This window comes from Cupriavidus phytohabitans (genome assembly GCF_000426345.1).
Lineage (GTDB): Bacteria > Pseudomonadota > Gammaproteobacteria > Burkholderiales > Burkholderiaceae > Cupriavidus.
The window spans coordinates 85,243-109,657 of sequence record NZ_AUFE01000003.1; the positions used below are offsets into that span (position 1 = coordinate 85,243).

A 24,415-nucleotide genomic window follows, 5' to 3' on the forward strand; every position below is an offset into this window, starting at 1 on the left:
TCTTCCTCCCCCGGGACGGGCGGGCTATTGTCAGGAGCCCGCAACCTGTACTGCCTGCTGCTTCGCTACGATTACCTCATGCTGGCGGCCCGCATCAACGCATCCTGCAGCGTCGTGTTGGCCAATTGCGACCGGAAAGCCTGCAGCGTATTCACGCTTGCGTCGATTGTCATCAGGCTCCGGATGCTCTGGTTGTTCAGACTGTTCTGGATCACCGTCGTGGGCGTACCCGCCAGCGACCCTACCGCGGCCGAATTGCCAGGGCCGTTCTGGATCACGTTCAACAGGCCGTTGGTCGCCACCTGGCCAGTGCTGGTCCCGACCACCGTCATGGGCGGGCCGGCAGCGCCGGCACTGCTGGCACTGCTGCCGCTGGCCGACGCGGACGCAGACGCGGCAGCACCGGCCGCACCGCTGGTCGACGCCGCAGCGCCGGCGCTCGCGCTGCCGGCCGACCCGTTCGCGCTTCCCTGAGCACCGCCCGTGAGACCCGCCAGCGCGCTATCGACCGCGGCGTTCGTGGAAGCCACAATGGCGGGACCCAGTGTCGTCGCCAGGCGCGCCGCCTGTTCTGCGGTGATGCGTCCGACGTCCGGGATGTTAATGCTGGTTGCGACGACCAGGGCCCCGTTGATATACACCGCGCGTTCGATACCGAACGAAACTTGCAGGTTCGGCATCTCGAATCCGCCCCGCATCTCGTCAAGCTTTTCATGTGCGACCGGTTTCCAGCCGGCCATGCTGCCGCGCGCGGCAGCCACGGGTGTGTCAGTATCGCGGGCCGAAGCGGCTGCCTGCGATGGCAGCGCCGACGGGTCGAGCCGGTCGGGCTGGTCAAGCGAACTGGCATGTGCCACGCCGGCACAGGCCAGACCCGCACCAAGCAGCATCGCGGCCGCCGCCGTGGCGGTGCGAGGCGCTGCAGGGGTCGGGAGGGAAGTCTGCAACATGATGCATTCCTCAGAAATCGCCAACGCCATGCTTGGGCATGACAGTGAAAAACAGGCTATCCCGGTTGACTCCCATCCAGTAAGGGCCGCTGGGCGCCAGGCGCCAGTCCGCGGCCAGGTTGAAGCGCGCGTTGTCCGTGCGGTTGTGGATCACGAACAACAGCTGGCTTTCCCATACTTTTTCGAAGTGCTCGCGTGACATGGCACGTGTTCCGCGGGCCGGATCACCGACCAGCACGCGGTTGCCCTTCACACCCTTGATCACCACGAAATGGTGGTAGCCATTCTCGGCGATCAGCACAATGGCCGGCACCTGCGTTTCTTCCAGCTTGGAAAGCGGCAATTCATAGCCGTCTGCTTCATAGCCCAACGCGGCCAGGAAGCGCTTCATGTCCAGCAGCGAGAACCCTTCGGCGCGGATCTTGGCCTGGTCGCCGTTGAGATACATGCTCTGGAACACCGTGGCTTCGTTCATCGGATGGCCGTACTGGTAGGTCAGCAGCGTGGCCACCGCGGCCGAGCCGCAGCTGAAGTCGTATTGCTGCCGGATCGTGGATTTGAAGCGCGCTTCGCGAACGCTGGTGACCCTGACGTTGTAGGGTTCGCCTGACGGACCGTAGAAAAGCGTGTCTGCGGCGTGGGCACAGGGGGTGGCCCCCGCGACCAGAGCGAACGTTACAGACGCCAACAGTTTTCGCAGCAGCTTCATTATTTGAACTGGACGTTGAGGATCGTGGCGTTCTGGATCAGCACGTTGGAGCCGGAATTCTGGATTGCCGTAGGAATTCCAGAGGCGCTCGCGAACGCGCCATCCGCAATATTGTTCGCACCGGACAACACGTTGACCGCCGCGTTTTCAGCCACGGTGCCGTGCAAGCGCATGTCGTTGACAGTAACTTCCGAACCACCGCGGATATCATCTAGTTTAGTCACAGGTACAGCTTTCGCCACCCCGCCGAACAATGTGGTGTCGGCTGCGGCTGAAGGTTGCGTGTGAGCAACAGTCTCCTGAGGGACGCTTGCAACACTGCGTGCGGCTGCCATGGCCTGATCCAGCCCTGGCGGCTCTGCACTTGCCTGCAGTGCAGGACAGGCAAGTAGGACCGTCGCAAACGCACTGACGGCAATGCGGACCGATTGCATGGTGTCATCCTCCCCAGGCCTCGTGCACGTACCCTGTCCCGGGCGGCACTAAGGCATATAGGCTTGCGTGGACGTGACAGGATCCGCGCGCCCGCACACAGGATGCGGGCGCCGGTCCTGCCGACATGGCATCGCGAAGTGCCGGCCCGCCCTCGCAATAAGCTCAGGCAGGGCCGAGTCTGCGCGTATCAGGGGCCAGCGTTGACGTTGGCCTGCACGTTCACGCTCATCTGCGTCAGCGAGGCGGCGCCGCTGTTCTGGCTCGCCATCATGATGCCCGCCGCGGACTGACCGACGCTGGTCATCAGGTTGGACATGTTGAAGTCGCCTGTGGTGACGACGACGTATCCGCCAGCGCCGCCAGCGCCGCCAGCGCCGCCGTTGCCGACACCGCCAACGCCACCGGTACCGCCGGTGCCCGCACCGCCAGCGCCACCTGCACCGCCGGCGCCGCCGCTACCCGTGGTAGCGCTGCCGTTCGAGGCCGAGGTGCTGGCGCTGCCTGCGGATGCCGCACCACCAGCGCCACCGGCGCCGCCGGAAGCCGTCTGCGTGCCACCGGCACCGCCAGTGCCCGAGCCAGCGCCGCCAGTTGACGACGAGGCCGCGGTGTTCGTGCCGCCGGCGCCGCCGGTGCCGCTGCCCGCACCACCGGTCGCCGTAGCGCCGGAGCTTCCGGAACCGCCTGCGCCACCGGTAGCGCCCGCTCCGCCGCCCGTGCCAGAGCCCGCACCAGCCGTGTTGGTCCCGGCAGCGGTTGCACCGGCACCCGCGCCACCCGCACCGGCCGTGTCGCCACCGCTACCGTTGGCATTGCCGCCCGAACCGCCGGAACCGCCAGCCGCACCGGCCAGACCGCCAAGGGCGCCGCTGGCCCCCAGGGCATCACCGCCGATCGCACCGGCGCTGCCGCCACGGCCGCCTGCACCGAGCGAAGCGCTCAGAGCACCGCCACCCTTGCCATAGCCACTGCCACCGCTGGCGCCCGCAGCGCCTGCCGCGCTAAGCGCGCTGCCGCCCTTGCCATAGCCGTCGCCGCCATTGGCACCCCAGTTGGAGGCACGCCCGCCGTCGCCGCCATCGCCTGCCCTGGCCGAGCCGGCCTTGGCCCAACCAGCCGTGGCGCTGCCATTGGATGCGGAGGCGCTACCGCCCTCTGCACCGACGGCGCCGTTGCCGCCCGAACCACCTTGGCCAGTGCCACCGGCGCCGCCCGTGCCGCCCTTGCCACCGTAGCCGGTGCCGCCGTTGGCACTACCGGTGTTCGTGGCAACGTTGCCAATGCCATAGATGTTGTTGCCGCTCACGGTGCCATTCAGCTTGCTGACCGCAATTGCCGTGGTCTTGTTGAAGGAGCTGGCGATGCTGGACGATGCGGCGCCGCCAACAGCCGCCGCAGTCCCGATGCCGTCAGCCGAGGCCTTCAGGCGGTTGTCGGAATTGGTCTTGGTCTTCGTACTCGTCTTCGACTTCGTGACCGTGGTGGTCCGGGTGTCAGTGCTGCTGTCGGTGCTGTTGTCGTTCTTCTGGATGGCCTTCGAGTACTCGTTCGCCGCTGCGCCACTGCCGCTTTGCGTCGAGTTGGCTGTGGCGGTCTGGTTGTTGTCGCCACCACCCCCTACGCCGTCATTGTTGGTGGTCGGATTTGCCCATGCGGAACCCGCAAATGCCATGGCAATCGCCGACGCCAGTAAGGTCTTTTTCATTCCTAGCTCCCAGGAGTATTCACAGTGTCACTGCGGCTCAGCCTCCGGCCGGCGCTCAAGTCCGGAACGACGGCTGGAGGTTCAGGTCCGGCAACTGCCAAACCGACCACCCCTAGCGCATAATCGGTGCCAGCCTCGCCACGTGAGGCGGCAAACCCTTGTAATACAAGGCCTCGCCGGTGGCAGCCGGGGAACTTTCTGGCCGCTTGCGCCATCAATGCGACCCCGCTCGCTGTGCACGTCAAACGACATGTCACACCGCTGTGACAGCGCCCCCCCAAGCGGCTCAGGGGTTACGCCGGGGTTCTAAAAAAATCCATTGGATTTCAAAGGCTTACTGATATCGCTGGGAGTTGCCCGATGCGCCATGCCACGTATCGGGCCTGAAACACGATTCCCGGGGTGCCGCCTCCGTCTCCCGTGTGCGCTGCCCCACATAGGGGGGATGTCCGCTTTTCGCCGCCTGCTTCCGGTCATCCGCACGTTCACCAGGTGGCGTGCCACCCCCGCTCCCGCGCAGTGCCACCGGCACGCGCATGACGCCGCCGTATGACCGGCCACCGGCTTGGCGCAATGCGGAGGTCATGGTGAAGCGGCGCGCGCGCGGACGTTGTATCCGAAGCGCCTCAGCCGCTATCCATGCTAGGCTCTATGTCTGATTTAAAGTACATTAGAGGCATTACAGACTTGTCATCTCTCCACAAGGGAAACCATGAGTGAAGCCGTCGTTCCCCTGTATCACCAGATTTACGTGGTACTGCGCCAGCAGATCGTCGAAGGACGCTTCGGCCAAGGTCCCCTGCCGGGGGAGATCGACCTGGCCAAGCAGTTCCACGCCTCGCGCGTGACCATGCGACGCGTGTTCGACCGGCTGGTGCAGGAAGGCCTGGTGCGGCGCCATCGCGGGCTCGGCACCTTCGTCAACCCGCACCCCGTGCGTCCCGCGTCGGCTACCGAGGAACGCGGCACCAGCCTGCTCGACAACATCATCGACATGGGCCAGAAGACGTCGGTGAAGGTGATCTCGATCGACGAAGTCCACGCCACGCCCGACGTGGCCGAGTCGCTGGGGATCCAGCCGGGGGATCCCGTGGTCAAGATCGTGCGCGTGCGCCACTACCGCAACCGGCCGCTGTCGCATATCACCGTCTACCTGCCGGCGGACCTGGGCCGCCCGATCTCGCGCAAGGCGCTGGAGGAAACCCCCGTGCTGCGCCTGCTCGAAGCCGGTGGCGTCAAGCTGGGCCGTGCCAGCCAGGTGCTGTCGGCGCGCCTGGCGGACGTGGTGGTGGCGCCGCTGCTGGACGTACCGGTGGGCGGCGCGCTGCTGGCGGTGCGCCGCGTAGTGAAGGATCAAGGCGGGCGCCCGGTGCAGTTGCTGCTCGGCCAGTACCGCCCCGACCGCTACGAGTACCGCATGGAGCTGTCGCCCGCCGGCGTGGACAGCGCCAATGTCTGGGTGGAAAGCGAGACCCGTCCCGGCCTGCGCGACTGATCCCGTCCGCGCGCCGCGAGGCGAGGGATGCGGGGACACCCGAGTCGGGCGATACTGCGCACTCCCGATCACATCAAGCGAGGAATCGTCATGCCTGTGTTCCGCCCGGTTTCATCCAGCCCGATCCGTCAGTCTCCGCCTGTGCCGGCTCGCCGCACCACGCTGCGACGGGTTGCCGCCATGGCCGCCTGCGGGCTGATCCTGCCACTTGCCGCCGCGGCGCAGGCGCAGGGCCAAGGCCAGAACCAGGTCGCCGGCGGCAAGCCGATCCGGATCCTGGTGGGCGCGCCCGCCGGCGGCACTACCGACACGCTGGCGCGCACCATCGCCCAGGAGATGTCGCAACTGCTGGAGCAGTCCGTGGTGGTCGAGAACCGGCCCGGCGCGGGCGGCAATATTGCCGCCGAGCTGGTCGCCAGGAGCGCGCCGGACGGCAGCACGCTGCTGATGAGCTTCACCAGCCACACCATCAACGCCACGCTGTACAAGAAACTGCCCTTCGACCCGGTGCAGGATTTCACGCCGGTCACGCTGGTCGCCACCGTGCCCAGCGTGCTGGTGGCCACGCCGAAGCTGCCTGCGAGTAACGTGCCCGAGCTGATCCGGCTGGCGCGCGCGGAGCCGGGCAAGCTGAATTTCGCCATCGGCTCGGTCGGCTCGTCGCTGCACATGGCCGGCGACATGTTCAAGATGATGACCGGCACCTATATCGTCAACATTCCATACAAGGGCACCGCGCCGGCGCTCACTGACGTGCTGGCCGGCCAGTGCGAGCTGATGTTCGCCAGCACGATCAACGTGCTGCCACACGTGCGCGCCGGCAAGCTCAAGGTGCTGGGCGTGACCAGCCCCGCGCCGATGTCGCAGTTCCCGGGCGCGGCGCCGATCGGCGCGACCGTCAAGGGCTTCGAGTCGAGCGCGTGGTTCGGCCTGTTCGGGCCGGCCGGCATGCCCGCGGAGGTCACGCAGGCGCTCTACCAGGCGGCGCGCAAGGGGCTGGAATCCCCCGCGGTGCGCAAGCGCCTGGAAAATGACGGTGCGCAGCCGGTGGGCATGGCGCCCGAGGCGTTTGCTGCCTTCGTCAAGCAAGACGTGAAGCGCTGGGCCTCGGTGGTCAAGTATTCGGGGGCATCGCCGGAATGAGCGTGCCTGCGGACTCGCCTTGCCCTGATGCAACGGCCAGGCCGGCGACGCTGGCCCAGAAGCTGGTCGCCCGCGCGGCCGGCCTGGACTATGCCGAGATCGGCACGGTGGCGATGTGCCAGGTCGACCTGGCGATGTCGCACGATTCCAGCGGCCCGCGGCGCGTCGCGCCGCTGTTGCAGGAGCTCGGCGTAGGCGTGTGGGATCCGTCGCGCTACGTCGTGGTGACCGATCACTTCGTGCCGGGCGGCGATGCCCAGGCCGAATCGATCCTGCGCTTCACCCGCGACTGGACGCGCCAGGCCGGCGCCGAGCTGATCGATGCCGAAGGCATCTGCCACGTGGTGCTGCCCGAACGCGGGCACGTGCTGCCGGGCCGCCTGATCGTCGGCGGCGACAGCCACAGCCCGACCGGCGGTGCGTTCGGCGCCTACATGTTTGGCGTGGGCGCCACCGAGATGGCCGGCGTGCTCGCCACCGGCCAGATCTGGCTGCGCGTACCGCACACGATCCGGCTGGAATGGGATGGCGTACTCGCAACCGGGGTCTGCGCCAAGGACATCAACCTGTTCCTGTGCGCCACGCTCGGCCTGGGCGGCGGACGCTATGAAGCGCTCGAGTACACCGGCAGCGCCGTTGCCGCGCTGCCGATGCAGGAGCGCATGACGCTGGCCAACATGAGCGCTGAACTGGGCGCGCAGACCGGCCTGGTTGCCCCCGATGCGGTCACGCTGGACTGGCTGGCACAGGCCGGCGTGGCGGCGCAGGTGCTGGCACAGATCGACCTGTCGCACTGGCGCACCGACGCGCAGGCGCCGGTGCTGGCGCACCACCGCTTCGATGCCACGGCGCTGGCGCCGCAGGTGGCCGCGCCGCATTCGCCGGCCAACAGTGCGCCGGTCGACCAGGCCGCCGGCGAGCCGGTGCAGATCGCCTACCTCGGCGCCTGCACCGGCGCCAAGCTGGAAGACCTGCGCATGGCCGCGCGTGTATTGCGCGGACGCCGGGTCGCGCCGGGCGTCACGCTGCAGGTGGCCGCCGCCTCGCGCCGCGACCAGCAGCAGGCCGAACGCGAAGGCACGCTCGCGATCCTGGCCGAGGCCGGCGCCAGCCTGCTGCCCAACGCCTGCGGCGCCTGCGCCGGCTATGGCGCCGCGCGCTTTCCCGCCGGCAGCAGCGCCATCGCCTCGACCGCCCGCAACTTTTCCGGCCGCATGGGCGATGCCGGCAGCGCGGTGTGGCTGGGCTCGCCGATGACCGTGGCCGCCAGCGCCGTCACCGGCCGCATTACCGACCCGCGCACCTTGCTGGCATAAAACCATAACGACCCGGCCTGACCGCGCGCCTGCGCCGGCGGGCCTGACCTCTTGCATGACTGCTCCTGTCGCCCCCAATCCGGCCCATACGCCGACCCATACGCCGACCCATACGCCGGCCCCCACCCCGGCCGGCCGCATCTGGCGTTTCGGCGACAACGTCGACACCGATGCCATGGCCCCCGCCGTGCTGATGAAATCGCCGCTGCCCGTGCTGGCGCGGCACTGCCTGGCATCGCTGCGCCCGGAGTTTCCGGGCAGCGTGCAGCCGGGCGATATGGTGGTAGCAGGCGCCAACTTCGGCATCGGCTCCTCGCGCGAACAGGCGCCCCAGGCGCTGCGCGAGCTCGGCGTGGGTGCCGTGGTGGCGCTGTCGTTCGGCGGGCTGTTCTACCGCAACGCGATCAACCTGGGACTGCCGGTGCTGGTGTGCGCGGAGGCCGGCCGGCTGGCCGACGGCGCGCGGGCGGCGCTGGACCTGGAAACGGCGCTGCTGCGCCTGGACGACGGCAGCACGGTGGCGTGCGAGCCGATCCCCGATTTCCTGCGCGAGATCCTCGGCGCGGGCGGGCTGGTGCCGCATCTGAAGCGGCGCCTGGCCGCCCGGGCCTGACGCTTACGCTGACGCTGACGCTGACGCTGCCGCTGGCGCGTCAGCCCGCGCGCGTGGTGGCCGCCTGGCGCAGCAGCCCGAGCGCCTCGTCGTCGCTGGTCTGGGTGAAATCCAGGTAGAAGGAGCCGACCGCGCCGAAGTTGGGCGGCGTATTCAGGCAGATCACTTCGTCGGCCGCCGGCTCCAGGGTGGCCAGCCCTTCCTGCGCGCCGACCGGCGTGGCCGCGATCACCCGTGCGGCGCCGGCCATGCGCACGCCTTCCAGCGCGGCGCGCATGGTCGCGCCGGTGGCGACGCCGTCATCGACCACGATCACGGTACGCCCGGCCCGCGCCGGCAACGGCGCGCCGCCGCGGTAGCGCTGCTGGCGCCGGGCGATCTCATCGAGCTGGCGCCCGCGTTCGGCATCGAAGCTGCCGCTTTCCACCGCGCGGCGCGCCCAGGGATCGTCATTCACCACCGTATGCGGCCCGCCGCCGCCGGCATCGCCCTCGACCACGGCGCCCAGCGCCAGCTCCGGGTAGCCGGTGGCGCCGATCTTGCGCACCAGCAGCACGTCGAGCTGCGCACCGAGCGCGCGCGCCACCTCGAAGGCGACCGGCACGCCGCCGCGCGGCAGCGCCAGCACCAGCGCCGGCTGGCCGAGCTTGTCGGCGCCGAAGCCCAGTTCCGCCAGGCGGCGGCCGAGGTAATGGCCGGCTTCGCGGCGATCGGCAAAGCACGGTGGGACTGGCATGGCGCGCTCCCGGTTTGGCTGGCCGGCAGGTTCCGGCCGGGGCACCGAATGGTAGCCCTCCGGCCAATATAGACCTTGCCGCGGAAGGCGTCCGCGCAACCGGCGCGTCGCCTTCATCCGCGGTCAACGTCACGCAAACCGTCGCGATTGGACACGATTGCGCAACAGTGTGTTCAACGCAGGGGGGCTGATCCCGGCGCGCCGGCGCATTAGGATGGTTGCGTTGCCAATCGCCGGCCCGGCCGGCCTCGACGTACCGCAAAATGACTTCGCAAGCCCACGCCCAGCATCCTGCCCACCATCCCGCCCATCCCTCCGACGCCACGGAAGCCGCCAGCCTGAACGCGCCCGACATCCCCTTCGGCTCGCTCGAAGCCGCGGCGCTTGCCGAACTGCCATACACCTTCCGGCCGTCCGGCACCTGCACCCGCTACTACAACGAATACTTCGGCTGACGCGCCGCTAGCCGGCGTCCGGCGCCGCCGCGCCGGAACTCATGACACGCTCGCACAGTGCGGCCAGGCGCGCGGCCATGTCGCGCGCCGGGGCCGGCAGGTCCGGCTGCGCGTGCAGGCTCAGCTCGACGTCCGGCACCGCCGCCGGCCAGCCGCCGCCGTCCAGCACCTGGTGATGCGCCGTGGCCAGGCGCCGTGGCAGCAGCGTGATGCCGAGCCCGTCCGCCACCGCGGCCAGGATGCTGGCCAGGCTCGCGCTGACGAAGGCGATGCGCCAGCGCCGCCCGCCGGCGTCGAGCGCGTGCGTCATCTCGCCGCGGTACAGCCCGCCGGCGGGAAATGCCACCAATGGCACCGGATCGCGCGCCACCGCCGGTCGGCTGCGGCTGTCGATCCAGCACAGCGGCTCGGGCCAGCTGGCCATGCCCGGCGCTTGCGCCACGCGCTGCTTGACCAGCACCAGGTCGAGCTCGCGGTCCTGGAAACGCTGCCACAGCTCGTGGCTCATACCGCTGGTCACTTCCAGGCGCACCCCCGGCCAGTCGTCGGCAAACCCGGCCAGCACCGGCGTCAGCGGCCGCGCGGCAAAATCCTCTGGCACACCGATGCGAATCTCGCCCTGCCCGGCGCTCTGGCGCAGCTGCCCGACCGCCTCGGCCATCAGCTGCTGCAGGCGGCGCGCATAGCCCAGCAGGCGCTCACCCTCCGGCGTCGTCACCACGTATCGCCCGCCACGGTCCAGCAGCACGCAGCCAAGCTGGTCTTCAAGCCGCCGCACCTGCTGGCTGACGGTTGACTGGGTCAGGTGCACGCGCTGCGCTGCGCGGGTAAAGCTGCCGCTTTCCGCCACGGCGACAAAACTCTGCAACAGCACGGGATCGAGTCGGGGGTCCTGCATGGCCGGCCTTCCATTGGATTTTCCACTGCCGGTGATTTCATCATTTAATTTCCCAATCACCAAGCCCCCGCGTACAGTGGGCACCCTGCCAGTTGCCATGCCGCAAGTCTTGCGAGCGTGGACTCACTTATAAAAAATCCCTGTACAGAACATGACCACTCACCAGGAATTCATGCGAGAGGCGGTGCGCCTTGCCGCGGCCAACCGCGACCGCGGCGGGCGTCCCTTCGGTGCCATATTGGCCATCGACGGCCAGGCCGTGGCCACCGGCGTCAACGACATCGTGCACAGCCACGACCCGACCACCCACGCCGAAATGGAAGCGGTGCGGGCCGCGGCGCGCAAGCTCGGTCGTCCGGACCTGCGGGGCAGCGTGGTCTACGCCAGCGGCCACCCGTGCCCGATGTGCCTGGCCGCGATGACCATGGCGGGGGTCCATGCGGTCTACTACGCCTTCGACAACAACGACGCCGCGCCCTACGGCTTGTCCAGCGAAGCCGCCTACCAGGCGCTGCGCCTGCCGCTGGATCCGCCGCCGCTGCCGCTGACGCGCGTGCCGGCAGACCTGTCCGCCGCCCAGCTCTACGGCCCCCGCGCCCCGCATACCCCGCGAGGCTGACATGGCGGACATGGCACGGGCGCCCGACCTCGCCGGCGCCGCGGCATGCACGCGCAGCAGCAGGGCACCGGCGCGCTGGCTGGTGCTGGCCGCCGTGGCAGGCATCGGCCTGAACCTGCGGCCGTTCCTGACGGCGGTGGGGCCGCTCGCGCCGACGATCCGCGCCGGCACCGGGCTTACGTACCAGGGCATGGCCTGGCTGACCTTGCTGCCGATGCTGCTGATGGGCGTGGGCGCGTTCTTCGGTCCCGCGCTGTGCGCCCGCCTGGGCGCGCGCAACGCGGTGCTGGGTGCGCTGGTGCTGCTGGGCGCGGGCTGCGCGCTGCGCCTCGGCGTGACCGACGGTGGCTGGCTGATCGGCTCGGCGGCGCTGTGCGGGCTGGGCGTGGCGGTGGTGCAGGCGGCCTGCCCCGGACTGGTCAAGCAGGAATTTCCCGGCCGCGTGGCCCCGGTAATGGGGCTGTACTCGGCCGCGCTGATGGGTGGCGGCGCGCTGGGCGCGCAACTCTCGCCCTACGTGACGGCGCTGTCCGGCAGCTGGCGCGAGGCGCTGGCGCTGTGGGCACTGCCGGCGCTGGCCGCGCTGGCGCTGGCCTGGGTGGCACTGCCGCGCGCGCATCGCAACAACCGGCTGCCGGACCACGCAGCGTCACGCAGCCAGCCCGCGGGCGCGGCGCGCACCCTGCTACGGCGGCCGCGCACATGGCTGCTGATGGGATGCTTCGGCGTGATGAATGGCGGCTATGCCTCGCTGGTGGCGTGGCTGGCGCCGTTCTACCAGGGCCATGGCTGGAGCGCACCTGCGAGCGGCGCGCTGGTGGCGCTGATGGCGGTGGCGCAGGCCGGCGCTGCGCTGCTGCTGCCGGCGCTGGCGGCCCGCCGCGTCGACCGGCGCGCGTGGATGGTGCTGGCGCTGGCGATGCAGGCGACCGGCTTTGCCGGGCTCGCGCTGTGGCCCGACGCGGCGCCGTATGCATGGGCCGCGATCGGTGGCGCCGGGCTGGGCGGCTGCTTCGCGCTGTACCTGGTGGTGGCGCTGGACCACCTGCCCGACCCGAACAGCGCCGGCGCACTGAGCGCGCTGATGCAGGGCGGCGGCTTCCTGCTGGCGGCACTGGCGCCGTGGCTGACTGCGATGCTGCAAGCCAATACCGGCGGCTTTGCCGCGGGCTGGTGGTACCACCTCGGCTGCGCCGCGCTGGTGGGCGTGCTGACGCTGCGCCTGAACCCGGCCGGCTACTGCTCGGCCTATAGCGCGACCTACAGCGCGACCTACAGCGCGACCTATGCCGCAGCGTCCGTCGAGCCCCGGTAGATATGTTGTCGGGCAGCAACCTGCCCAACATCTCGCTGCGCACCCGCTTCCCATGGGGATCGGCTTCGCGCTGAACTCCATGCGGAAATCGATCGCGCTCGCGATGCCGCCGCCCTGGCGGCAGGTCAGCGACTCAGCGCGGTTTCGACCGTGGCCGTGGCATCCGGCGCCTCCAGCTCCTGGGGCAGCGCGAACAGCGCCGCGGCGGGCGGCGACAGCCCCTGCAAAAACTGCAAGGCAAGCACGATGAGCATGATTGGCATGGCGCCTCCTTCAAGCACACGTGACAGATTCCGCTTCCCGGCACGACCGTCTGGCACTCCGCGAGGTGCAAGCTTCATGCCATTGGCGCAGTACCCGTGGGTGGCCGTACTACTGGCATCCCGCACGCACCGTACGAAGCCCGCCCGGCACGCAGCGCGAGCCATGCTGACGCATGCTGCACCGGCTCGGCCCCTCTTGCAACGACTCGGCAAGGACTCAGCAAGGACTCAGCAAGGACTCAGCATTGCCACCGGCCGTACCCGTTTCTGCGTCACCGCGGCAATGCACCCGCCGCCAGAACGGAACGCTGGCGGCCCCTCGGCGCCCACGTTTGCTTGCGAGATCTATTTCCGATGTAACGTCACATTACGCCATCCGTTGGATTGCTGCACCCTTCGCCAGTGCCGCTCCCGCGTCCGGCACGCCTTGCCGCGCAAGGCTCCGCAGCCATCGCCAGGCACCGTGCGCCCGATCCCGCGCGGTTCAGCGCCATGTGAGACAGCCTTACAAGTGCAAGCACGCAGCGAGGAGGCCGGTCGCTACATTGAAGCCGTGTCCAACGCGATCCCGCCAGGAGCCCAGAAATGCAACGAGCCCTTTCCCTGGTCGTGCTGCTGTCCACCACGGCCGCGCTGCTTTCCGCCTGCATCGTCGTGCCGCCGCGCGGCGGCCCGCCGCCCCGCCACCACCATCACTACGACCGGTATTGATCCTTGGGTTGATCCCCGGATTGATGATTGATTGCCTGACAACGACCGCCCACAAGGAGTCATCCCATGAAACGCCAGCTCATGCTTGCCGCAGCCGTCCTCGCCACGGGCGGCGCCTTCGGACTCATCGCCCCCGCCGAAGCCCATCCCACCGCCGTGGCCCACGGCTATGGCCATCCGCCGCCGCCGCGCTACGAGCCGCATCCCGCCGCGCGCCGTGGCCAGGTCTGGGTGCCCGGCCACTGGGTCGGCGCGCGCGGCCGCTACGACTGGCGCCCCGGCTACTGGCAGGCGCAGCGCCCGGGCTACCGCTTCGTGCCCGACCGCTGGGTGCGCGGACCGCAGGGCTGGGTCATGCGTCCCGGCCACTGGAGCCGCTGACGGACTGGGTCCCGATACCGGCTTGCCACCCTGCCGGAAGCAGTCGGTGGCAAGCCGGGTGCAGACCTGCGCGGTGGCCTTCCCAGGTCTCATGCCTAGGGTGTAGTCACGGCTCATCCAGAAGCACTAGTCCATGCGCCCGAGCGCGTAATAAATCGCGCAGATATATTACGAAACGCGGTATCCAGTTGCCGTTTCATAATTGCGCCACCTGCATGCGCCATATATTCCGTACACCCCACTATAGGGTTAGCAACCGCTCTCATAAGGGCTTCGGAAAATGCGATCTGTTTCAGCGTTGCAACCATATTAAATCCGGGTGTCACATCGTTGAAACTGCTGAAACCCAGAGCCCGGGCGGCGTTTGCGGAACCTGGGATGGCGCATTCGGGTGAATTCTTAAAGGATTATGACGAGCCTGTCATTCCAACCCTGTCTCGTTCCAATTCAGCTCGCTTGCAATCCACCCAACCAGCCCATAAGATGAATTTAAGCCGATTTAGGAGCGAGAATCTTTCGGGTTCGGGTTCGGGTCAACCATCCAGCCATCGACAAGTTCCATCCAGAAGAACGGGACTGCCGGGGCATGGAAGCATGGGGGTCACACACGCGCTCAGACACCATGGTGGCTGAGGTCCTGCACTGCCCTCCATACGCAAAGCGCCCCGCAGTCCGCTCCCGAGTAACGGGGAGTGAAGTCAATGAACGCGTTGCTGATCGAGGAGCATCCGCTGCTCCGGCTCGGGCTGTTGCAGATGCTCGAGAACATCCAGGAATCCGCCCAGGTGGCAGCCATTGCGCCAGCGGATATCGCCAGGCTGGATAGCCGGCACCACCATGCAGACCTGCTCGTGTTCGGCATGCCCGCCGAATCCGGCCCGGGCTGGGTACAACTCGAACAGGCCCAGGCCGTGCTGCAGCCGCAGCGCGTGCTGATCCTGGCCGACGTACTGCCCTTGCACGTGCCCAATCCGGAAAGCGCTCGCGGCGTGTGCGGCTGCCTGCCGAAAACAGCTTCGCTGGCGGTGATCGAGGCGGCCATCCGCCTGGCCATATCTGGGGTGCAGGGCCTGCTGTTCTCGGCCGAGACCGGGACCACGCCTTCCGCCTCGCGCTCGGCCTTTCCGGCGGTGCAGTCGCTTGCCTCTGCCGCGCCGCTGCCTTTGCCGGCGGCCATGCCCACCGACTCGCTCTCGCTCGCCTCATGCGCCAGCGCGCAGCGCAGCACGCCGCGCGCTAGCGTGGCGGTGCGCGACCTGACCGACCTGAGGCCGGGCCAGCCGTTGCCCGCGCCAGCTGCCGCCAGCCCCGTGCCGATCGCCGAGGAAGAGCCGAGCTATGGCGAAGCGGAAATGCTCAAGATCACGCCGCGCCAGTACGAAGTGCTGGTGCTGCTGGCACGCGGCTACCCGATCAAGACGGTCAGCCGCATGCTGAATATCTCGGTGGCCACGGTGAAGAGCCACGCCTGCACGCTGTACCAGCGGCTCAAGGTGCGCAACAAGGGCGAAGCGGTCTACGCCGCCCTGCAGCGCGGCGCGACGCTGGAGTGGGTCAGCGGCGACGAACGTTTTTCGCGCGACAGCAGCGCGCGCCCGCTAGTCGCATCCCGCGGTGGCGACGCCGCATTCCAGGCCACCAGCACGGCGCTGTAGCGCCAGACTCTGCGCCGTACCCGCGCTAGACGGGCCGGCGCAGTGCCTGGATCTGAGAATCACCAGGGGGGTCAAACATGCCGGCACGCACTTTCCTGCCGACCTTTTCGGTGTGTGTCGCCACGTGCGACCAACCTGAAAGCCTGCGGCACACGCTGCAATCCGTAGCCGATTCCACCATGCCGCCGCATCAGCTGATCGTCACGGACGACAGTCACGGCTACGACACGCGCGAAATGATGCGCCACGACTATCCGGACATCACCTATCTGGAAGGTCCGCGCCGCACCAGGGCCGCAAACCGCAACCGTATATTGCCCGTTGCCACCGGTTCGCACGTGCTGTTCCTGGACGACCGCACACGGCTGGGACCAACCTTCCTGCAGCAGATGGCCGACTGCCTGGCCGACGACTACATGCACCGCACTGCATCGGGCTGCGCCACACCGCTGATCGTGACGGGCACGGACATGTGCCAGGGACAGCGCGGCAAGCCGCGCAAGGCAGCCTTTCTGGGCTACCCGTCTCTGGACTACAGCCATGGCGAGCGGCTGTGCTCAGTGGTGCTCCACAGCACCGTGTTCCCGCGCGCGTTGTTCGACCATGTCCGCTTCTGCGAGCAGCTCGCGGCGGGCTACGAGGACTGCGAGTTAGTCGGCCGCGCGGTGTACGAGTTCGGCCACCGCATCGCGCTGGTACCAAGCGCGGTCAATCAGTACACGGTCTCCGTCGGCCATGACGATGACACCGAGCCGGCCAGCGCAGCCTCGCGCCTGTACGTGACCTATCGCCGCTACGGGCGCAGCCAGCACCGCCCGGTCAGGGCGGCGCTGTTCCTGGCGGTGGCGCTGCCACATATGCTGGCGCGCAATGTGCGCCACGCAGGCTGGCATGGCACGACGCCGGCATGGGACACGACACGGAAATTGTGGGCGCTGCTGCGCGCCGACCGGCAGCCGCAGGCGCGCGGCGCAGCAGCCGGCACGAGCCTGCCGGGATCCATGGCCTGAGTGGCGCCCCGCAAGGGCGGCCAGCGTACCCGTTTCTGCGCCCTGCTCCAGGATCAAACTAGCGCCGGTACGCCGGAAAGTATCCGCGCAGGTCCGCCAACTCCTGCTCGCCGGCCTTGCCACCGCCGCACAACGCGGCGTAGCGCTTGGGATCGACAATCAGGCGCTGGGTGCGGAACATCCGGGTGTCAGGCGAGAAGCCTCGCTTGAAGCGAAGCAACGAATCCTGCTCCCCGTTGCTCCCACGCCCCCCGCCCAGGTTCAGCACGCGATATCCGTGCTCGCGGCCCCATTGCCGTTGCGCGTGGATAAGCAGTTTCAGCGGCTGGCGATTCAGGCTGCGATCGTCGGCGCCATACAGGTGCCCCTGCAAGATGCCCGACGACGGCGCCACGGTAAGCAGCGCTGCGGCGATGGGCACGCCAGCCTCCTCGGCGACGAACAGCTTCAGCAGGGCTCCGAGTTCACGGCGCAGTGTGTGGTAGTAGCGCTCGTCAAAGTAATAGAATGCCGGCGCCCCCAGCCGCCGCATTGATGCGTTGTACATGGCGAGGAAGCTGCCCAGCGCGCCAAAGGACTCGTCGATGCGCACGGTGACGCCGGCGCGCATGGCCCTGTTGATATCACTGCGGTGACCATGCGCGGTGTCGCGCCAGTGCGCGGCCTCGCTCTTGGTCAGATCAATCGTGACCGTGGGGCCTTGATCCACCACCTCGCCGACGGCGCTGTTCCAGCTTGAATTGAGGAGTGGATGCAAGCGGATAAACCAGGACACGCAGCCATCGGCGCGCAACATGGCAATAGCCTCGCGCAGTGCCGCATCAGCAAAGTCCTGGCCGGCGCCCGCGCTCAGGAGCGGCCCGCCGTAGCCATAGGGCGAGACGGCATCCCACTCCCCACAGCTAATGGCGCGCCTTACCAGCGGCAGCAGCAACTCGGCATCACCGTCGCGGGCATACAGCGCCCTTGCGCTGCCACGGTCGCCGAACTCCGCCGCACGCGCCCAGCCGGGCATGTGGTAGCAGTCGTGACAGCGGCGCCGCAGCGCCTCACCCCAGGCTGGGTCAGATGGAGCGAGCAGCCGGATCTTCATGACGTCACAGGTTGCGGTTCAGGCTGTCTGGCTGTCCGCACAGTTTGCCCTCCCACGCGAAAAAAATGCCGAACCTGGCAGCCGCACGCAACAGAGCAGCGACAGGGCCTAACGACACAAGCCATCGCAGCGCACCGCGCGACGCATCGCCCGCGGACGGCACCAGCGCGAGGGGCAACAGCCCCCACGGTGTCCAGCCGGATCAGCGTTGGACAATGCATCATCGCTGCATGGCGCCTGCGCAATCCCGAGCCGGATCGCGCATCACCACGCCTTCCACGTCCTGCCCTGCTCCCGTCGGCAGGGTTGCCCGAAGGACTACCTCGCGCACCACCCGCGCAGCCAGGTCGATCTCGGCCTCGGTCAGGGTGGGATGTACCAGCAGCATCAGGCTGCATTCACCCAGCAATCGGGCATTGGGCAACCGGCACGGTGGACGCCAGCCAGTGCCATCGAACGCCTTCTCTAGATAAGCCTCCGAGCAGCCGCCCACATAGCAGGGCACCCCAGCTGCCTGGATCTCGGCCACGATGCGGTCACGGCTCCAGCCTTCCCTGAGCAACTCCGGGCGGACGAATGCATAAAACTTGTACCATGCGGGTCGGGCATCAGGCGGGCAGGCGGGCAGCCAGACTGCAGCGCATTGCCGAAGCGCGCCGGCAATGACCTCTGCATTGGCAGTGCGCTGCGCCGTCCATTGCGTCATGCGCGCAAGCTGTATGCGCCCGATCACCGCCTGCATTTCCAGCATGCGCCAGTTAGTACCGAAGGATTCATGCAACCACCGGAATCCCGGGGCATGCTGGCGCCCATATACCGCGTCCCAGTTCTTGCCATGATCCTTGTACGACCACATGCGGAGCCAGAGGTCTCTTGCGCTGGTCGTCACCATCCCGCCCTCGCCGCCAGTGGTCATGATCTTGTCCTGGCAGAAGGACCAGGCGCCCACATCTCCAATTGCGCCAACCGAGCGCCCTTTGTAGCGCGCGCCGTGCGCCTGCGCGCAATCCTCGATCACCTTGATGCCGTGCTCGCGCGCCAACGCCATGATCGGGTCCATGTCGCAGGGTATGCCGGCCAGGTGCACGCAGATGATGGCTCGTGTCCTTGGCGTCAGCACCTTGCCGATCGTCGCCGCGGACAGATTGCCACTAGCAAGCTCGACATCGGCAAAGACTGGCGTTGCTCCCGCATTCACCACGCATGAAATGCTGGCGATAAACGTTCGTGGCGTGACCACGACCTCGTCGCCTGGGCCGATGCCTAGCGCCTTCAACGCGACATCGAGCGCAAGCGTCCCGTTTCCCAGCGCAATCGCATGCGGCGTTCCCACCCAACTGGCAAACTCCTCCTCGAACTTCCGGCATTCGTCGCCTGTCCAGTAGTTCACACGATTCGACAACAGCACCTTCTGCACGGCAGCCGCCTCGTCGGCAGTGAAGCTTGGCCAGGGAGAAAAGCTGGAATCCAGCATGGTCGTCCACCTCAGCAATGGAAGTCGGAGCGGGTGCTGCCGCGCAAGCCAGGCGTCATTTGAGCACCCGATGGAATGCAATCATCTAACCAGACTTGCATCGGCACGTGAAGGCCACCATGTGGACTAGGACAGTCAGATGAGGCGCCATGGTGCAGGCGCGCGCCGGCGTCCATTGCGTACGCAAGCCCACGTTGCGATGTTGCAAGAGACGCGCCAGCAACAATAATTGCATCAGTCTGGAATGGTGCCGGAGCACCCAGTCATGCTGACGGGCTGACGGGCTAACGGGCCAACGGCAAATCGAAAGCCATTGACAGAAGAAGCCTCAAGACAATGCAGAACCGTGTGCAGCCATTCCTGTCCGCTCCGCCAGTAGAGCATCCTTGTCGCAGCCTGGTCGCCACCAGGTCCCTGCACCCTGCGGTGCATGGAGGTTCCGGCAAATGACCAGACTACTTTCGCGCTGGCTGCTTGCGCTGCCCCGACGCCGCAAGGTCGCGCTCATGGTATCGGCTGACCTGCTTGCGCTGCCGATGTGCTTTGCTTTCGCATTGTTCCTGCGCGTCGGCAATCTCGAGTTGCTGGCTCAGTACGGCATCACACCGCCGCTGATCATTGCGGCCTGCACGATTCCCGTGTTCTCGCTCAGCGGCCTGTATCGGACCGTCGTGAGGTATTTCGACCTGAAAGTACTTTGGACGACTGGCACCAGCCTGGCCTGCATCATCGGGATCACCTATGCGCTGTCGTTCCTCGTGCACCTCGACCGGCTGCCTCGCACCGGTCTGCTGATCTACTGGTTCATCGCTTTCTCCTATGTCGTCATCTCCCGCTTTGTCGCGCGTGCATTGCTGACGCGCTCGCTCCAGTCCCGGCAGGTGCAGAACGAGCCAGCGCCTCTGCGCGTGGCAATATTTGGCGCCGGCGAGGCCGGCTTCCAACTCGCCATCGCCATGCGATCCAGCCTGCGTCACAAGGCTGTCTGCTTCTTTGATGACGACTTCGCGCTCGAGGGAAAGATCTTTGCCGACCTCCCCGTCCATCACAGCAACCAGATGCGCTCGCAGATCCAGAAGTACGCGATCAATGAAGTCGTGCTGGCCGTGCCGACCCTGCCCATGGCGCGCCGCCGCCAGATTGTGGAGAAATTGCACCACTATGCGGTCAGCGTGCGCACAGTGCCCACCCTGCTCGAACTGGTCGACCGACAGATCACAGTGCAGTCCATCCGTGACATCAGCGTGGAAGACTTGCTGGGCCGCGACATCGTCCCCCCGCGTGAAGACCTGTTCGCCAAATGCACGCTACGCAAGACGGTAATGGTCACCGGCGCGGGTGGTTCCATCGGCAGGGAGCTATGCCGTCAGATCGCCACACAGGGACCGCAGCGACTGATCCTGTTCGACCACTCCGAATATGCCCTCTACGCGATCGCAGAGGAGTTGCGGCAGCGCTATCCTGAACTGCAGATCGATGCCCGGATCGGCTCCGTCTGCGATTCCACCGCAGTGTCCGCGGCACTGCGCGGCCAGCAGGTCGACACCCTCTATCACGCCGCGGCTTACAAGCATGTGCCTCTGGTCGAAGTGAACATGCCGGAGGGCATTCGCAACAATGTGTTGGGTTCCCAGACGGTCGCCGACCTGGCGGATCATTTCGGCGTTCAGACCTGCGTGCTGATTTCCACCGACAAGGCGGTCCGGCCTACCAATGTCATGGGCGCAAGCAAACGGATTGCAGAACTCGTTTTCCAGGCTGCCGCCGCCCGCCCCAATACGAGAACTACGTTCTCGATGGTGCGCTTTGGCAATGTATTGGGCTCATCCGGGTCGGTGGTGCCGCTGTTCCGCAAGCAGATCCGCGCGGGCGGGCCCATCACAATTACGCATCCGGATGTCATTCGCTTCTTCATGCTGATTCCCGAAGCGGCGCAGCTGGTAATACAGGCTGGCGCGATGGCCAAGGGTGGCGAAGTATTCGTGCTCGACATGGGCAAGCCGGTCCGCATCATCGACCTTGCCCGCACGATGATCGAAATGTCCGGACTGGTGGAAAGGACGCGCAAGAACCCTGCCGGCGACATCGAGATCAAAGTCGTAGGGCTGCGCCCGGGCGAGAAGCTTTTTGAAGAGCTCCTGATCGGTGGCGAGGTGACGGCCAGTGGGCACGAGCGCATCATGTGCTCGAACGAACCGTTCCTCGAAGCCGCAGAGCTGAATGCGAAGATCCAGCGCCTGTTCGTAGCCTGCGACACCCGCGACGAGTTGGAGATCCAGATCGCCGTACAGAGCCTGGTTTCCGAGTACACCCCCTACAGCTCTCTGGATTCGCCCGCCCGCAAGGTGCCGGCACCCACACCGCCGCCATTGCGCGGCGTTGCATCGCGCCGGCCCTCGTCCCCGGAAATCGGCGTGGACCTGCCGCCGGCAACATTGTCCAATCCGGGCGAGGCCAGCTGAAGGCGGCCGGCCACGTGCCCGTGACGACGACGCAGTAACCCGATTGCCGAGCGATGTCCTGCACGACGCCGTGTGGCTCGGCACAGCTGAGCGCACGCCTGGCCCGAGGATCAGGGCATTTCCGAGCGTTCCGAGCGTTCCGAGGGCCAGGCAGGGCGGTGCTTCGCGGGTCTGGCATGCAAGGCGCACGCGCCGGCCGTCAAGTCCGCCCGCGGCTATCCGTGCTTAGTGGAGAACGCACTCGACATCGCCGGCCTGCGACGCGCCAGACATCATCCGTCATGCCGCCACGACGCTGTTCGCCGCACCTGTCGAAAGATCCGGTACGGCGCCCGATGGAAAAAGCCAGGGATTTCCGACGCTATTTCGCCTTGTTGCCGGAGACTTGAAGCATGGTTTGCCCATGCAAACGGCTTCCACTGTTTTCCTTGTCCGGTTCCGGCCCGACAGCCGGTGGTTGGACATGATGATCCGCGTCCTGTTTGAAGCGTCCGAGAATGTGCCGTGCCAGGTGTGGTGCCGCATACTTCGCGCCATAGACGAAACGCAGTGCCGGCCCGAAGCTCAGCGCAGCCGCGGGTCCAACCACGTACAGGTCGCGTAGATTGGTTTCGAAATTGCGCGTCAGGCTTGGCGCGCCACAAACGAGTGAGAGCGAGTCCTGAAGTTCCTGGGAGAGGAAGGAATGCCTGGTCAAATCAATCTTGAACCCTGTGGCCAGAACAACATGATCGGCACTAATTCGGGACACTTTATTCGCAGTCGAGACCTGCAGGACTACCTGACCGTCCCTGAGTTCGGCATCCCTGATTTCGGTCTGGGTCCGGATATCGATCTTGCCCTCCACGCGATCGCGCAGCCACGACGCGCCAGACGGTGCCCAACCCGTGTCGAGCAACCTCTGGCGGCGCTGGAGATCCAGCATGTGGAAGAAAGCGGGGTGCTCGGACAACAGGAAGGACATCAAAAGCGCACTTGGACTGTTGGAATCCCAACCACGTCCCAAGCCGATCCGCCCTCGGAGCAGCCTTCTGACACCACCGTGGGAGCTACGCGACTCCCTGCTCCAGTTGACCTCGCCGCGCACAAGCAGCCGAACCCGAGCTCCGAGTTCGCCAAAAAGCGCGGCAAGCCCGATTGCCGACTGCCCCCCCCCGACAACAACGATACGCTTGCCTTTCGCCCATGCCAGGCTTCCGATTTCGCCGGAGTGGACCACGTAAGGCTTCGGCATGGCCTGCAGTGCCGCGGGCACCTGCGCGAATCCTTTCAGGCCCAGGGCAACGACCACGCGCCGCGCCGCCATGGCGCTGCCATCGCTCAGAAGCAGCCGGTAGAGCCCCTCCTTGCGGTGCATGTCAATAACGTCCACCGGACGCACATGACTGACCAGTCGCGACTGGAACCACAGCCCATAGTCCACGAAGAGTTCCAGCGGCACGCGCATTCCAACCTGTCGGTACGGGACGCGGTTACGACGGCAATATTCTTCCAGCGTATAGCCTTTCCACGGCGCGTAGAGGTTCGAGGCAAACGGTTCAGAGCGCAAGAGCATCCCCGGCGGCATGAAATTTCTCCAGGCATGCATTGGTTCCCCGAGAATCTGATTGGGCACGCCGGCCTTGCTCAGATAGGCCGAAACCGACAGACCATAGGGGCCGGCCCCGACAATAACCGTATCCGTGGACGAGATCATTATTGCTCTTCCCTTTGAGTTTTCCTGGCGCCTGCGAAGGCGCGCCGTCCGGAACAGCGTGGCGCGCCATGCCAGCCGTCGTCGGTTACATCGGTCACGCGTCCAGTCAGATTAAAGGCAGTCTGAAACCTGCCTTAAGCGGCATCGGTACGGCCCCGCACACTCCTTTTCGATCACAGCGGCGCCCCGGCTTGGGCATGTTGCAGCAGAACGTGGCCTCAACCACATTTGCCGCTTCACACAACGACCCGATTTTGGTGAGATAGGGATCCAGAGCGGAAATTCGGAATCCGTCGGACGGCGGCAATGGACTCCTCTGCGTGACAGACTGGACGGATCGATCATGAAGCGCTTGTTTGACATAGTGTTCGCCTCCATGGCATTGCTTGTGCTGGCAATACCGCTGCTGCTCCTGGCAGGTGCCGTGCGCTGGAAGCTAGGCAGCCCGGTGCTGTTTCGCCCGACGCGCGCGGGCCTGGACGGCAGACCATTTCAAGTCGTGAAGTTCCGCACCATGACGGATGAGCGAGGCCCTGACGGCAATCTCCTGCCGGACAACGACAGGCTCACGCCGTTCGGCAGATTTCTGCGCCGCGCCAGCCTCGATGAGCTACCCCAGTTCTGGTGCGTTCTGCTGGGGGACATGAGTGTCATTGGCCCACGCCCGCTGCCAATGAAGTATTTGCCGTGTTACTCACCCGACCAGGCTCGCCGTCTTCTGGTCCGTCCCGGCATATCCGGGTGGGCACAGGTGAACGGGCGGAACACCCTGACCTGGGAAGAGAAATTTCGCCTGGACACCTGGTACGTAGACCACCACTCTTTCTGGCTGGATCTGAAGATCCTGTTGCGCACGGTAGGCACCGTTGTTGGCCACCAGGGCATCAACGCAGCAGGCGACCTCGAGGTACCGACGTTCACAGGCAGTCCCGGTGTTCAGCATGCGGCGAGCGTGCCCCGGCCCGCTGCGAACGAAGACGTTCCGATTCACATCGCATGACGACTCGTCTCGTGCTGAATGTCACATTCCCGCCCGCGGTACGAGAGGCGTGTCACCACTTCGTGAATTTGCGCACATATCACGCTGCTTTCGGGCAGGCCATTCTGATTAGATGGCATATGTCAGACATTGAGCGCGGGCATCGTGCGCAGAAGGCTTCCGCGCGGTCGGCAAGCCCGTGACTCAAGGCAGTAGAAAACAAGTGCCGGTGTCCCGGCACTAATCCAACGAAAACGGCCGAAGGCCTGCATGACGTGGCCTGCCGGGCTACGACAGGGTCA

Annotated in this window: 24 protein-coding genes; 14 read left to right on the top strand and 10 right to left on the bottom strand. The window is 66.7% G+C overall.

The genetic code is table 11. The features are described 5' to 3' along the window. Positions 1–71 precede the first annotated feature (71 nt). From K309_RS0103295 to K309_RS0103310, 4 genes are all read right to left on the bottom strand, one after another. The gene (locus K309_RS0103295; protein ID WP_029045088.1) at positions 72–950 is read right to left on the bottom strand and encodes a hypothetical protein; all 879 of its coding nucleotides are present in this window, start codon (positions 948–950) and stop codon (positions 72–74) included. Between the two features lie 10 nt (positions 951–960). Next, positions 961–1,659, bottom strand: coding sequence for a C39 family peptidase (locus K309_RS0103300; protein WP_029045089.1), 699 nt, complete (start codon positions 1,657–1,659; stop codon positions 961–963). Continuing rightward, positions 1,659–2,093, bottom strand: a complete 435-nt coding sequence (locus K309_RS0103305; protein ID WP_029045090.1) for a hypothetical protein — start codon at positions 2,091–2,093, stop codon at positions 1,659–1,661. The genes K309_RS0103300 and K309_RS0103305 overlap by 1 nt, the downstream gene beginning before the upstream one ends. Before the next feature lie 188 nt (positions 2,094–2,281). Then, positions 2,282–3,799: a hypothetical protein gene (locus K309_RS0103310; RefSeq protein WP_029045091.1), complete on the bottom strand. Its 1,518-nt coding sequence runs from the start codon at positions 3,797–3,799 to the stop codon at positions 2,282–2,284. 712 nt (positions 3,800–4,511) lie between these two features. Here K309_RS0103310 and K309_RS0103315 point away from each other — a divergent pair. The 4 genes from K309_RS0103315 (at position 4,512) to K309_RS35860 (ending at position 8,366) form a co-directional block, all read left to right on the top strand. After that, complete coding sequence (locus tag K309_RS0103315; RefSeq protein ID WP_029045092.1) at positions 4,512–5,294, top strand: GntR family transcriptional regulator; 783 nt, start codon at positions 4,512–4,514, stop codon at positions 5,292–5,294. Between the two features lie 90 nt (positions 5,295–5,384). Then, the gene (locus K309_RS0103320) at positions 5,385–6,437 is read left to right on the top strand and encodes a tripartite tricarboxylate transporter substrate binding protein (protein ID WP_029045093.1); all 1,053 of its coding nucleotides are present in this window, start codon (positions 5,385–5,387) and stop codon (positions 6,435–6,437) included. Between the two features lie 2 nt (positions 6,438–6,439). After that, complete coding sequence (locus K309_RS0103325; RefSeq protein WP_369796390.1) at positions 6,440–7,753, top strand: 3-isopropylmalate dehydratase large subunit; 1,314 nt, start codon at positions 6,440–6,442, stop codon at positions 7,751–7,753. A 55-nt stretch (positions 7,754–7,808) separates the two neighbouring features. Next, on the top strand, positions 7,809–8,366 hold the full coding sequence (locus tag K309_RS35860) for a LeuD/DmdB family oxidoreductase small subunit (RefSeq protein ID WP_084402342.1): 558 nt from the start codon (positions 7,809–7,811) through the stop codon (positions 8,364–8,366). A 40-nt stretch (positions 8,367–8,406) separates the two neighbouring features. Here the strand turns inward: K309_RS35860 and K309_RS0103335 are convergent, their stop codons facing one another. After that, positions 8,407–9,102, bottom strand: coding sequence for a phosphoribosyltransferase (locus tag K309_RS0103335; protein ID WP_029045095.1), 696 nt, complete (start codon positions 9,100–9,102; stop codon positions 8,407–8,409). A gap of 263 nt (positions 9,103–9,365) precedes the next feature. Here K309_RS0103335 and K309_RS0103340 point away from each other — a divergent pair, with 263 nt between their 5' ends. Next, the gene (locus tag K309_RS0103340; protein ID WP_029045096.1) at positions 9,366–9,557 is read left to right on the top strand and encodes a hypothetical protein; all 192 of its coding nucleotides are present in this window, start codon (positions 9,366–9,368) and stop codon (positions 9,555–9,557) included. A 7-nt stretch (positions 9,558–9,564) separates the two neighbouring features. Here the strand turns inward: K309_RS0103340 and K309_RS0103345 are convergent, their stop codons facing one another. After that, a complete protein-coding gene (locus K309_RS0103345; RefSeq protein WP_029045097.1) occupies positions 9,565–10,455 on the bottom strand; it encodes a LysR family transcriptional regulator in 891 nt (296 codons plus the stop codon). 151 nt (positions 10,456–10,606) lie between these two features. Between K309_RS0103345 and K309_RS0103350 the strand changes: the two genes are divergently transcribed. Together K309_RS0103350 and K309_RS35865 are read left to right on the top strand one after the other, a co-directional pair. Continuing rightward, positions 10,607–11,074 carry a nucleoside deaminase gene (locus K309_RS0103350; RefSeq protein ID WP_029045098.1) on the top strand — a complete coding sequence of 156 codons (468 nt, stop codon included), beginning with the start codon at positions 10,607–10,609 and terminating at the stop codon, positions 11,072–11,074. A gap of 10 nt (positions 11,075–11,084) precedes the next feature. After that, positions 11,085–12,389 (top strand): cyanate transporter, encoded by a 1,305-nt coding sequence (locus K309_RS35865; protein ID WP_051320320.1) that lies wholly within the window; start codon positions 11,085–11,087, stop codon positions 12,387–12,389. Between the two features lie 125 nt (positions 12,390–12,514). Here K309_RS35865 and K309_RS42365 read toward each other — a convergent pair whose 3' ends face one another. After that, a complete protein-coding gene (locus K309_RS42365) occupies positions 12,515–12,652 on the bottom strand; it encodes a hypothetical protein (RefSeq protein WP_198030780.1) in 138 nt (45 codons plus the stop codon). 585 nt (positions 12,653–13,237) lie between these two features. Between K309_RS42365 and K309_RS43760 the strand changes: the two genes are divergently transcribed. The 4 genes from K309_RS43760 (at position 13,238) to K309_RS0103380 (ending at position 16,409) form a co-directional block, all read left to right on the top strand. Further along, complete coding sequence (locus K309_RS43760) at positions 13,238–13,363, top strand: hypothetical protein (protein ID WP_029045099.1); 126 nt, start codon at positions 13,238–13,240, stop codon at positions 13,361–13,363. A gap of 66 nt (positions 13,364–13,429) precedes the next feature. Next, the gene (locus tag K309_RS0103370) at positions 13,430–13,744 is read left to right on the top strand and encodes a YXWGXW repeat-containing protein (RefSeq protein ID WP_029045100.1); all 315 of its coding nucleotides are present in this window, start codon (positions 13,430–13,432) and stop codon (positions 13,742–13,744) included. Positions 13,745–14,445: 701 nt separating this feature from the next. Further along, entirely contained in the window at positions 14,446–15,399 is a 954-nt protein-coding gene (locus tag K309_RS0103375) for a helix-turn-helix transcriptional regulator (protein WP_029045101.1), read from the top strand. A 77-nt stretch (positions 15,400–15,476) separates the two neighbouring features. Next, on the top strand, positions 15,477–16,409 hold the full coding sequence (locus K309_RS0103380; protein WP_029045102.1) for a glycosyltransferase family 2 protein: 933 nt from the start codon (positions 15,477–15,479) through the stop codon (positions 16,407–16,409). Between the two features lie 58 nt (positions 16,410–16,467). On the opposite strand, the gene K309_RS0103385 is transcribed toward K309_RS0103380, so the two are convergent. Next, entirely contained in the window at positions 16,468–17,502 is a 1,035-nt protein-coding gene (locus K309_RS0103385) for a GNAT family N-acetyltransferase (RefSeq protein WP_029045103.1), read from the bottom strand. Positions 17,503–17,722: 220 nt separating this feature from the next. Then, positions 17,723–18,919 carry a DegT/DnrJ/EryC1/StrS family aminotransferase gene (locus K309_RS0103390; RefSeq protein WP_500784368.1) on the bottom strand — a complete coding sequence of 399 codons (1,197 nt, stop codon included), beginning with the start codon at positions 18,917–18,919 and terminating at the stop codon, positions 17,723–17,725. Between K309_RS0103390 and K309_RS44285 the strand changes: the two genes are divergently transcribed. Together K309_RS44285 and K309_RS0103395 are read left to right on the top strand one after the other, a co-directional pair. Further along, a complete protein-coding gene (locus K309_RS44285) occupies positions 18,821–19,039 on the top strand; it encodes a hypothetical protein (protein WP_500784369.1) in 219 nt (72 codons plus the stop codon). The two genes, K309_RS0103390 and K309_RS44285, sit on opposite strands and share 99 nt — an antisense overlap. Positions 19,040–19,422: 383 nt before the next feature. Next, the gene (locus tag K309_RS0103395) at positions 19,423–21,438 is read left to right on the top strand and encodes a polysaccharide biosynthesis protein (RefSeq protein ID WP_029045105.1); all 2,016 of its coding nucleotides are present in this window, start codon (positions 19,423–19,425) and stop codon (positions 21,436–21,438) included. A gap of 361 nt (positions 21,439–21,799) precedes the next feature. Here the strand turns inward: K309_RS0103395 and K309_RS0103400 are convergent, their stop codons facing one another. Then, positions 21,800–23,134 carry an NAD(P)-binding domain-containing protein gene (locus K309_RS0103400; protein WP_029045106.1) on the bottom strand — a complete coding sequence of 445 codons (1,335 nt, stop codon included), beginning with the start codon at positions 23,132–23,134 and terminating at the stop codon, positions 21,800–21,802. Positions 23,135–23,477: 343 nt separating this feature from the next. Here K309_RS0103400 and K309_RS0103405 point away from each other — a divergent pair, with 343 nt between their 5' ends. After that, on the top strand, positions 23,478–24,134 hold the full coding sequence (locus K309_RS0103405) for a sugar transferase (RefSeq protein WP_029045107.1): 657 nt from the start codon (positions 23,478–23,480) through the stop codon (positions 24,132–24,134). Positions 24,135–24,415 lie beyond the last annotated feature (281 nt).

What these genes read in the sequence shown, in the direction of transcription:
- K309_RS0103320 (WP_029045093.1), top strand. Translation starts at nt 5,385, where the DNA reads ATGCCTGTGTTCCGCCCGGTTTCATCCAGCCCGATCCGTCAGTCTCCG.
- K309_RS0103305 (WP_029045090.1), bottom strand. Translation starts at nt 2,093, where the DNA reads ATGCAATCGGTCCGCATTGCCGTCAGTGCGTTTGCGACGGTCCTACTT.
- K309_RS0103350 (WP_029045098.1), top strand. Translation starts at nt 10,607, where the DNA reads ATGACCACTCACCAGGAATTCATGCGAGAGGCGGTGCGCCTTGCCGCG.
- K309_RS0103380 (WP_029045102.1), top strand. Translation starts at nt 15,477, where the DNA reads ATGCCGGCACGCACTTTCCTGCCGACCTTTTCGGTGTGTGTCGCCACG.
- K309_RS35865 (WP_051320320.1), top strand. Translation starts at nt 11,085, where the DNA reads ATGGCACGGGCGCCCGACCTCGCCGGCGCCGCGGCATGCACGCGCAGC.
- K309_RS0103375 (WP_029045101.1), top strand. Translation starts at nt 14,446, where the DNA reads ATGAACGCGTTGCTGATCGAGGAGCATCCGCTGCTCCGGCTCGGGCTG.
- K309_RS0103400 (WP_029045106.1), bottom strand. Translation starts at nt 23,134, where the DNA reads ATGATCTCGTCCACGGATACGGTTATTGTCGGGGCCGGCCCCTATGGT.
- K309_RS0103345 (WP_029045097.1), bottom strand. Translation starts at nt 10,455, where the DNA reads ATGCAGGACCCCCGACTCGATCCCGTGCTGTTGCAGAGTTTTGTCGCC.
- K309_RS0103295 (WP_029045088.1), bottom strand. Translation starts at nt 950, where the DNA reads ATGTTGCAGACTTCCCTCCCGACCCCTGCAGCGCCTCGCACCGCCACG.
- K309_RS0103310 (WP_029045091.1), bottom strand. Translation starts at nt 3,799, where the DNA reads ATGAAAAAGACCTTACTGGCGTCGGCGATTGCCATGGCATTTGCGGGT.
- K309_RS0103370 (WP_029045100.1), top strand. Translation starts at nt 13,430, where the DNA reads ATGAAACGCCAGCTCATGCTTGCCGCAGCCGTCCTCGCCACGGGCGGC.
- K309_RS0103385 (WP_029045103.1), bottom strand. Translation starts at nt 17,502, where the DNA reads ATGAAGATCCGGCTGCTCGCTCCATCTGACCCAGCCTGGGGTGAGGCG.
- K309_RS0103315 (WP_029045092.1), top strand. Translation starts at nt 4,512, where the DNA reads ATGAGTGAAGCCGTCGTTCCCCTGTATCACCAGATTTACGTGGTACTG.
- K309_RS43760 (WP_029045099.1), top strand. Translation starts at nt 13,238, where the DNA reads ATGCAACGAGCCCTTTCCCTGGTCGTGCTGCTGTCCACCACGGCCGCG.
- K309_RS44285 (WP_500784369.1), top strand. Translation starts at nt 18,821, where the DNA reads ATGCGGCGTTCCCACCCAACTGGCAAACTCCTCCTCGAACTTCCGGCA.
- K309_RS0103335 (WP_029045095.1), bottom strand. Translation starts at nt 9,102, where the DNA reads ATGCCAGTCCCACCGTGCTTTGCCGATCGCCGCGAAGCCGGCCATTAC.
- K309_RS42365 (WP_198030780.1), bottom strand. Translation starts at nt 12,652, where the DNA reads ATGCCAATCATGCTCATCGTGCTTGCCTTGCAGTTTTTGCAGGGGCTG.
- K309_RS0103405 (WP_029045107.1), top strand. Translation starts at nt 23,478, where the DNA reads ATGAAGCGCTTGTTTGACATAGTGTTCGCCTCCATGGCATTGCTTGTG.
- K309_RS35860 (WP_084402342.1), top strand. Translation starts at nt 7,809, where the DNA reads ATGACTGCTCCTGTCGCCCCCAATCCGGCCCATACGCCGACCCATACG.
- K309_RS0103395 (WP_029045105.1), top strand. Translation starts at nt 19,423, where the DNA reads ATGACCAGACTACTTTCGCGCTGGCTGCTTGCGCTGCCCCGACGCCGC.
- K309_RS0103300 (WP_029045089.1), bottom strand. Translation starts at nt 1,659, where the DNA reads ATGAAGCTGCTGCGAAAACTGTTGGCGTCTGTAACGTTCGCTCTGGTC.
- K309_RS0103340 (WP_029045096.1), top strand. Translation starts at nt 9,366, where the DNA reads ATGACTTCGCAAGCCCACGCCCAGCATCCTGCCCACCATCCCGCCCAT.